This is a genomic window from Trebonia sp. (assembly GCF_030042015.1).
Taxonomy (GTDB): Bacteria; Actinomycetota; Actinomycetes; order Streptosporangiales; family Streptosporangiaceae; genus Trebonia.
The window spans coordinates 1-6,965 of sequence record NZ_JASIAL010000437.1 but is presented as its reverse complement, the minus strand read 5'-3'; the positions used below and the strand labels follow the sequence as shown (position 1 = coordinate 6,965).

Sequence of the window (6,965 nt, the reverse complement as noted above, 5' to 3'; positions counted from 1 at the left end):
ACGCCTGGCAAGGGCTGGGCACGCCCGCCCAGGCCGGCGCCGGCCCCGCGCCGCAAGTCCCCGGGCAAGGGCTGGCTGCGCCCGCCCAAGCCGGCCCAGGCGCCGCGCCGCAAGTCGCCCGGCAAGGGCTGGCTGCGCCGGGACAAGCCCGCCAGGGGCAACTGGTACACCGGCTCCCCGAGCACCCGATGGCTCAGGCATAGCCGCCGGCGGCGGCTGTTGGGAGGTCGCAGATGATCCCGGCGTCGCGTCGGCGGCTGTTCGTCCTGTACCTGCTCGTGGCGGCCATGCTGGTCGCGCTCGGCGGGCGACTTTGGTACCTGCAGGTGATGGACGGCACCCAGTACAAGCAGCTCGCCGCCGCGAACCAGACGCGCGAGGTCGTGGTGCCCGCGGTGCGCGGCGAGATCCTCGACGACGAGGGCAACCCGCTGGTGAGCAACCAGTCATCGCTGGTCGTGTCGGTGAACATGAGCGACCTGTCGCAGACCCCTGACGGCGGGCAGAGCGTGCTGCGCCGGCTCGCGTCGCTGCTCGGCATGTCCTACACGCTGCTGTCCGACAAGGTCAGGCTCTGCACCAAGGGCGTGCCCGCGCCCTGCTGGACGGGCTCGCCGTACCAGCCGGTACCGGTGGACCAGCAGGTGAGCGTGCGGACCGCGCTGCAGATCATGGAGGAGCCGACCGAGTTCCCCGGCGTCACCGCGCAGGTCCAGCCGGTGGTGGACTACCCGATGCCCGACGGCGCCAACCCGGCGCAGGTGCTCGGGTACCTGCAGCCGATCACCCAGCAGGAGATGGCGCAGGACCACCTGCCGGAAACCGGGTACGCCGAGGACGACCTGGTCGGCCAGGCCGGGCTCGAGGCGCAGTACAACACGGCGCTGACCGGCAAGCCGGGCACCGAGACGGTCTCGGTGAACGCCGCGGGCGACGTGACAGGCACTGTGGGCGAGACCGCGCCGGTCAACGGCGACACGCTGGTGACCAGTATCAACTCGAAGGTGCAGGCGCTCGTGCAGACTCAGCTCGCCGACGCGATCGCCAGGTCGCGGGCGGAGGGCAACGACGTCGACCAGGGCGCCGCGATCGTGGAGACCACCACCGGGCGGATCGTGGCGATGGCCAGCTACCCGGACTACGACCCCTCGGTCTGGACCAGCGGGATCTCCGAGAGCGAGTTCAACTACCTGTTCGGCGCCTCGTCGGGCACGCCGGTCATCAACTGGGCGACCCAGGGGCAGTACTCGCCCGGCTCCACGTTCAAGGTCACCTCGACCGCGGCCGCCATCGCCGACGGGTATCCCCTGGACGGCCTGTACGACTGCCCCGCGTCGATCAGCATCGACGGCCAGACGTTCATCAACGACGGCGAGCCGAGCCTGGGGTACATGTCGCTGGCGGAGGCGCTGATCCAGTCCTGCGACACCGTCTTCTACAACATCGGCTACCAGATGTGGCAGACCGACGACAACCAGGCCGACTTCGAGGCCAACCCGAACGCCCCGACCCAGAAGATGCAGCAGATGGAGCTGGACTGGGGGTTCGGCCAGTACACCGGCATCGACCTGCCCGAGGAGTCCACCGGCACGATCCCGACCAGGCAGTGGCTGTACGACATGTGGAAGGACAACGCGAACACCGGCGAGGACTGGTGCAAGAACGGGAAGGCCAACGGCACGTACGTGCAGCAGATCGAGTACGACAACTGCCAGAACGGATTCGAGTGGGAGCCGGGCCAGGCGGCGATCGCGGCGATCGGCCAGGGATATGTGACCGTCACCCCGCTGCAGCTCGCCAACGCCTACGTGGCGCTCGCCAACGGCGGCACGCTGTACGCACCGAAGATCGGCGAGGCGCTGCTGTCGCCGTCGGGCAAGGTCGTGGAGCGGATCAACCCGACGGTGGTCCGCAAGCTGCCGGTGGCGTCGTCCACGCTGGCGTACATCAGGACCGCCCTGCAGGGCGTCGTCACCTCGGGGACGGCGGCGGGCGCGTTCGCCGGGTTCCCGCTGAACCAGGTCTGCGTCGCGGGCAAGACGGGCACCGCGCAGATCATGGGCAAGGTCGCCACCTCGGTGTTCGCGTCGTTCGCGCCGTGCCAGGACCCGAAGCTCGTGGTGCTCGTCATGCTGCCAGACTCGGGCTATGGCGCAGACGCGGCGGCCCCTGCCGTTCGGGCTATCTGGGATGGTATCTACGGCCTTGAGGGGGACACGGCCGCACTGCCTGGCGGCCAGCTGCCCACGACCCTGCCGAAGGTGACCCGGTGAGCGGCGTCGGGATCCCGTCGCGCCGCTACGCCGGGCCGCGCGTCGGGACCTTCGCGCCGCGGCGGCGGTCCGCGCTCGTCCGGGCGTTCGCCAGCGGCGGGCTGGCGCGGTCGTGGGACTGGCTGCTCTTCCTCGCCACCGCCGGGCTGACGGGGCTGGGCACCATGCTGGTCTGGGCGGCGACCGAGCCAGGGCTGCGGGCCGCGGGGGAGGACCCGCGCACGTACTTCAAGAAGCAGATCCTGTGGGCGGCTCTCGGACTCGTCTTGATGTTCGCGGTGTCCTGCGTCGACTACCGGCTCATCCGCCGCTGGACGCCGCTGCTCTACGCGGGGTCGCTGCTGTTGCTGCTCGCCGTGCTCTCCCCGGCGGGGCAGACCGTGAACGGGGCGAAGGCCTGGATCGCGCTGCCCGGCGGGTTCCAGGTCGAGCCGTCCGAGTTCGCCAAACTGGGCCTGATCCTGTCCACCGCCTACCTGCTGTCCCGGACCCGGCGCAACGCGGTGCAGCCGGACAAGCCCCCCGGGCGGCCGGGGATGAAGGACGTGGCGCTCGCGGCGCTCGCGGCGGCGCCGGTGATCCTCCTGGTGGAGCGCGAGCCGGCGCTCGGCGTGATGTTCGTGCTCATCGCCGTGCTCGCCGTCATGGTCGTGGTCTCTGGCATCCGGCTGTACTGGGTGGGCAGCCTCGTCCTGGCGGTGGCAGGCGGCATCTACGAGGTGGCGCGGCACCACGTGCTCAAGGGGTACCAGCTGACCCGGCTCACCTCGTTCCTGCACCCGAACAGCGACGTGGCCGGGACCGGTTACAACGCGCTTGAGGCGAAGATCGCCGTCGGCTCGGGCGGGCTGCACGGCGTGGGGCTGTTCCACGGCACGTTCACCGGCGGGAACTTCGTCCCGTCGGCGGATACCGACTTCATCTTCACGGTGGCGGGCGAGGAACTCGGCTTCGTGGGCTGCGCGGTGATCGTCGCGCTGCTCGGCTTCGTGATCTTCCGCGCGATCCGGACGGCGGCGCTCGCGGACGACATGTTCGGGATGCTGGTGGCGGCCGGCGTCGCCGCCTGGTTCCTCGTCCAGTCGTTCATCAACATCGGCATGACGATCGGGATCACGCCGATCACCGGCCTGCCGCTCCCGTTCGTCTCCTACGGCGGCTCGGCGATCTTCGCCGACATGATCGCGATCGGCCTCCTGCAGTCCGTCCGGCGCCACCACCATTCCCTCTTCGGCTAGCCGCGCCTCGTCTCCGGCCACTCGCCCCGGCGCGCCGCGACGCCAGTTCTCTCGTGCCCCCCGCCTCCCGCGAATGCGACTTTGCACACTCTGTGACCTTTTGCCGGTCCGCTTTGGGCGTTTTGTCCATACATGGAGTGTGCAAAGTGGGCGGAAGGGGCCTGTGTGACGAAAGGTGCTCGCGCCCAGGCCGTTACGGCACATGGGTATTCTCGTCTCATGCCTATCGAGTCCGTCTACCCAGCGCTTGAGCCGCTGCTGCCGCTTGTCCGCAAGCCGGTGCAGTACGTCGGCGGCGAGGTGAACTCAACGGTCAAGGAGTGGGACGAGGCCGACGTCCGGTGGGCGCTGCTGTACCCCGACGCCTACGAGGTGGGCCTGCCTAACCAGGGCATCGCGATCCTTTACGAGGTGCTGAACGAGCAGCCGGGCGTGCTCGCCGAGCGGACCTACAGCGTGTGGTCGGACATGGAGCGGCTGATGCGCGACCACGGCGTCCCGCAGTTCACGGTCGACGCGCACCGCCCGGTCGCCGCGTTCGACCTGCTCGGGGTCAGCTTTTCCACCGAGCTCGGCTACACGAACCTGCTGTCCGCGCTCGACCTGGCGGGCATTCCGATCTTTTCTTCGGAACGGACCGTGGCGCATCCGGTGGTCATCGCCGGCGGCCATGCGGTGTTCAACCCCGAGCCGATCGCCGACTTCCTCGACGCCGTGGTGCTCGGCGACGGCGAGGAGGCCGTCCTCATGGTCTGCGAGCGGGTGCGGGCGTGGAAGCGGGACGGCCGGCCCGGCGGCCGGGACGGGCTGCTCGCGTCGCTGGCCGCCACCGGGAGCGTGTACGTGCCGCGGTTCTACGACGTGCGGTACCTGCCGGACGGGCGGATCGAGGCGGTGGCGCCGAACCGGCCCGGCGTGCCCGCCTCGGTGCGCAAGCACACGCTGCTCGACCTGGACGCCTGGCCGTACCCCAGGGCACCGGTCGTGCCGGTCGCCGAGACCGTGCACGAGCGGTACAGCGTGGAGATCTTCCGCGGCTGCACGCGCGGCTGCCGGTTCTGCCAGGCCGGGATGATCACCCGGCCGGTGCGGGAGCGGTCGATCACCACGATCGGGAAGATGGTGGAATCCGGCGTCGCGGCCACCGGCTTCACCGAGGTTGGCCTGCTGTCGCTGTCCAGCGCCGACCACAGCGAGATCAACGAGATCGCGGTCGACCTCGCCGACTGCTACGAGGGGACGAACACCGGCCTGTCCCTGCCGTCCACCCGTGTGGACGCGTTCAACGTGACGCTCGCCAACGAGCTGAGCAGGAACGGCCGGCGCTCCGGCCTGACGTTCGCCCCCGAGGGCGGCTCGGACCGGATGCGCAAGGTGATCAACAAGATGGTCAGGGAAGAGGACCTGATCCGCACCGTGACCACCGCCTATTCCAGCGGGTGGCGGCAGGTCAAGCTGTACTTCATGTGCGGCCTGCCGACGGAGACCGATGACGACGTGCTCGCCATCGCCGACCTCGCCCGCAAGGTGATCGCCGCCGGGCGGGCGGCCACCGGACGGCGGGACATCCGGTGCACGGTGTCGATCGGCGGGTTCGTGCCCAAGCCGCATACCCCGTTCCAGTGGGCCGCGCAGTGCCCGCCCGAGGTGGTCGACGCGCGGCTGCGGGCGCTCGGCAGCGCGCTGCGCGCCGACCGCGCCTACGGCAAGTCGATCGGGTACCGGTACCACGACGGGTCGCCGTCGCTGATCGAAGGGCTGCTGTCCCGGGGGGACCGGCGGGTGGCGGGGGTGATCCTGGCCGCGTGGCAGGACGGGGCCCGGTTTGACGGGTGGAGCGAGTACTTCTCGTTCGACCGCTGGGTCGCCGCCGCGGAGCGCGCGCTCGCCGGCCAGCCGGTGAGCCTGCACTGGTACACCACGCGCGAGCGCGACTACGGCGAGGTGCTGCCGTGGGAGCACCTGGATTCGGGCCTCGACCGCGAGTGGCTCTGGCAGGACTGGCGGTCCGCGGTAGCTCCGGCGGGAGCCGGCGAGGTGGAAGATTGCCGCTGGACGCCGTGTTATGAGTGTGGGGTCTGCCCTGCGATGGGTACAGAGATCCAGACGGGTCCGACAGGGGAGCGGCTGGGCGGCCGGCTGGATTCTGCCGACAGGGAAGACCGGCGGTTGCTTCCGGTACTCGCGAATGGCGGGAGATGAGATTGACTGGTCCGGGGCCGGGCGGTTCCGGGGGGTCCGCAGGGGGCCCGGGCCGTCCCTCGGGAGACATGATCGTGCAGCACCTGCTGGTCCGGTATGCTAAGCGCGGAAAGATGCGTTTTGCCAGCCACAGGGATGTGGCGCGGGCCTTCGAGCGGGGCGTGCGCCGGGCGGGGTTGCCTGTCGCGCACTCGGCCGGGTTCACGCCGCACCCGAAGATCTCCTACGCAGGGGGTGCCCCGACCGGGGTGGCGAGCGAGGCGGAATACCTGAGCCTCACGCTAACCAGCCGGAACGAGGCCGAAGTCGTGCGGGAGTGGCTGAACGCAGCGCTGCCTGATGGGATAGACGTGATCGATGTCACCGAGGATGCCGGGGGGTTGCCGGCCAGCCGGCTCACCGCGTCCGAGTGGCAGGTCATCCTTCCCGGCGTGCCGCCGCAGAGCGTAGCGTCGGCGGTGCAGCGCTTTCTCGCCCTTGAGCACGCTCCGGTGGAGCGTCTCACCAGCAAGGGCATGCGGCGCATGGACGCCAGGTCGGCCGTGATCACGATCGACGTGCGCGACGGCGCCGGTGAACACGAAGGCACGGGTGACGACACCGCGTTGCGGATCGTCATGCGGCACACGGTCCCGGCCGTGCGGCCGGACGACGTGCTCACCGCGCTCCACGAGGTTTCCGGTGTGGCCCCGGCAGCGCCGCCGCTGATGACGCGGCTTGCGCAGGGGTCACTCGGCGAATCCGGGGTGGTCCAGCCATGACCGCCGCGGAGCCAAGAAATACACACATGTCTGAACGCCGCTCGTACGGCCCCGCGCGTGACCGATTCCCGCGCGGCGGCGACGTCAGCGGCCCAGGCGAACGAACACTACGAGCCCCCGCGCGGCGCGCCGTTCCGTTGCGTGCGGTCGCGCCCGGGGGCCTGACTGGAGATTGCCCGTATGCTCGACAGCGAGCTGAACAGCCACGAGACAGACAATAACCCGGCTGGTCTTGGACAACAGGAAAATCCGGCCGGTTTCGGCCAACAGGAAACAAACCCCGATGGCCGGGGAGGCGGCGGGCCTGAACCCGCCTCCGATCCAGCCGCACCGGCAGTGCCTGCCGCGCTCTTCCAGGCACCCCAGGTTCTCTTCCAGCCACCCGCGCCGGTAGCGATCCCGGCCGCCGGCGAGCGGGAATCCGCCGCCGAGCCCGATGCCGACACCCCCCCGGCCCCGGCCAGCCGCAGGACCGCCCGCGGCGGGCGCGG

5 protein-coding genes and 1 pseudogene are annotated in these 6,965 nt (G+C 70.4%); all 6 read left to right on the top strand.

The window, feature by feature from the left end:
* A partial coding sequence (locus tag Q1N79_RS23680) for a hypothetical protein (RefSeq protein ID WP_300612551.1) occupies positions 1–237 on the top strand: 237 nt, incomplete at its 5' end.
* On the top strand, positions 234–2,273 hold the full coding sequence (mrdA, locus tag Q1N79_RS23675) for a penicillin-binding protein 2 (RefSeq protein WP_300612549.1): 2,040 nt from the start codon (positions 234–236) through the stop codon (positions 2,271–2,273). The genes Q1N79_RS23680 and mrdA, both read left to right, overlap by 4 nt.
* On the top strand, positions 2,270–3,511 hold the full coding sequence (locus Q1N79_RS23670) for an FtsW/RodA/SpoVE family cell cycle protein (RefSeq protein WP_300612547.1): 1,242 nt from the start codon (positions 2,270–2,272) through the stop codon (positions 3,509–3,511). Before mrdA ends, Q1N79_RS23670 begins: the two co-directional genes overlap by 4 nt.
* Before the next feature lie 219 nt (positions 3,512–3,730).
* Positions 3,731–5,713, top strand: a complete 1,983-nt coding sequence (locus Q1N79_RS23665; protein ID WP_300612546.1) for a TIGR03960 family B12-binding radical SAM protein — start codon at positions 3,731–3,733, stop codon at positions 5,711–5,713.
* 68 nt (positions 5,714–5,781) lie between these two features.
* A complete protein-coding gene (locus tag Q1N79_RS23660; protein WP_300612544.1) occupies positions 5,782–6,474 on the top strand; it encodes a TIGR03936 family radical SAM-associated protein in 693 nt (230 codons plus the stop codon).
* 180 nt (positions 6,475–6,654) lie between these two features.
* Positions 6,655–6,965, top strand: a pseudogene (locus Q1N79_RS23655) (hypothetical protein); the annotation flags it as partial.

Coding starts and splice junctions, on each gene's coding strand:
- mrdA (WP_300612549.1), top strand. CDS start 234: ATGATCCCGGCGTCGCGTCGGCGGCTGTTCGTCCTGTACCTGCTCGTG.
- Q1N79_RS23665 (WP_300612546.1), top strand. CDS start 3,731: ATGCCTATCGAGTCCGTCTACCCAGCGCTTGAGCCGCTGCTGCCGCTT.
- Q1N79_RS23660 (WP_300612544.1), top strand. CDS start 5,782: ATGATCGTGCAGCACCTGCTGGTCCGGTATGCTAAGCGCGGAAAGATG.